Here is a 1,569-nt window from a genome sequence, read left to right on the forward strand (position 1 = left end):
TCGCTTCCTGACCGCCGCGCTCGCCGCCGTCGCGGTGGCCGCCGCACCGGCCGTCCACGCGCAATCCGCGGCCAAGCCGAAGGTCGCGCTCGTGATGAAGTCGCTCGCCAACGAGTTCTTCCTGACCATGGAAACGGGCGCGAAGGAATACCAGAAGCACAACGCGAACCAGTTCGACCTGATCACCAACGGCATCAAGGACGAGACCGACACCGCGAACCAGATCCGCATCGTCGAGCAGATGATCGTGTCGAAGGTCGATGCGATCGTGCTCGCGCCGGCCGATTCGAAGGCGCTCGTGCCGGTCGTGAAGAAGGCCGTGGACGCCGGCATCGTCGTCGTGAACATCGACAACCGGCTCGATCCCGACGTGCTGAAGTCGAAGAACCTGAACGTGCCGTTCGTCGGTCCGGACAACCGCAAGGGCGCGCGCAAGATCGGCGATTACCTCGCGAAGCGGCTGAAGGCGGGCGACCAGGTCGGCATCGTCGAAGGCGTGTCGACGACGACCAACGCGCAGCAGCGCACGGCCGGCTTCCAGGACGCGATGAAGGCGGGCGGGATGAAGGTCGTGTCGGTGCAGTCGGGCGAATGGGAGATCGACAAGGGCAATGCGGTGGCCGCCGCGATGCTCAACGAATACCCGAACCTGAAGGCGCTGCTGTGCGGCAACGACAACATGGCGATCGGCGCCGTGTCGGCCGTGCGCGCGGCCGGCAAGCAGGGCAAGGTGCTCGTGGTCGGCTACGACAACATCAACGCGATCAAGCCGATGCTGAAGGACGGCCGCGTGCTCGCGACCGCCGACCAGTACGCGGCGAAGCAGGCCGTGTTCGGTATCGACACGGCGCTCAAGGCGATCGCCGAGCATCGCAAGCAGGCCGACATGTCCGGCGTGGTCGAGACGCCGGTGGATCTCGTGACGAAGTAACGCCGCGCCGATCCGGCCGCCGCCCTCAAGAATCCGGCGCGGCGGCCGTTATCCGGTGTGAGCGCGATCACGGCCACTGCATGCACATGCACTAGTGAGCGTCATACCCGCGCGCCCCGTGCGCGCGGCCGCAACCAGGATCGCGATGGAACCGACCTTCCAACCCTCCCGTTCAGCCCATCCCGTGCTGTCCGTATCCGGCATCGGCAAGACCTATGCCGAACCCGTGCTCGCCGACGTCACGCTGACGCTCGACGCGGGCCAGGCGCTCGCGCTCACGGGCGAGAACGGCGCCGGCAAGAGCACGCTGTCGAAAATCATCGGCGGGCTCGTCGACCCGACCACCGGCACGATGCAACTCGGCGGTGAGGCGTACGCGCCGGCGAGCCGCACGCAGGCCGAGGCGCTCGGCGTGCGCATGGTGATGCAGGAGCTGAACCTGCTGCCGACGCTGAGCGTCGCCGAAAACCTGTTCCTGAACCGCCTGCCGCGGCGCTTCGGAATCATCGATCGCGCGCGGCTGCGCGACGACGCGCGGGCCGCGATGGCGCAGGTCGGGCTCGACGCGGTCGACCCCGATACGCCGGTCGGCGCGCTCGGCATCGGCCACCAGCAGATGGTCGAGATCGCGCGCAACC

The 1,569-nt window shown here is 67.8% G+C and carries 2 protein-coding genes; both read left to right on the top strand.

Annotated features, from left to right (window positions below; genetic code table 11):
* The coding region (locus JMF90_RS36530; RefSeq protein WP_201326292.1) for a sugar ABC transporter substrate-binding protein at nucleotides 1–931 on the top strand (931 nt) is incomplete at its 5' end.
* A gap of 145 nt (nucleotides 932–1,076) precedes the next feature.
* Nucleotides 1,077–1,569, top strand: a 493-nt coding sequence (locus JMF90_RS36535; protein ID WP_201326293.1) for an ATP-binding cassette domain-containing protein, incomplete at its 3' end; no start/stop codon positions are given.

Origin of the sequence: Burkholderia sp. E168m23, assembly GCF_016586125.1 — a bacterium.
Classification (GTDB): Bacteria; Pseudomonadota; Gammaproteobacteria; order Burkholderiales; family Burkholderiaceae; genus Burkholderia; species Burkholderia orbicola.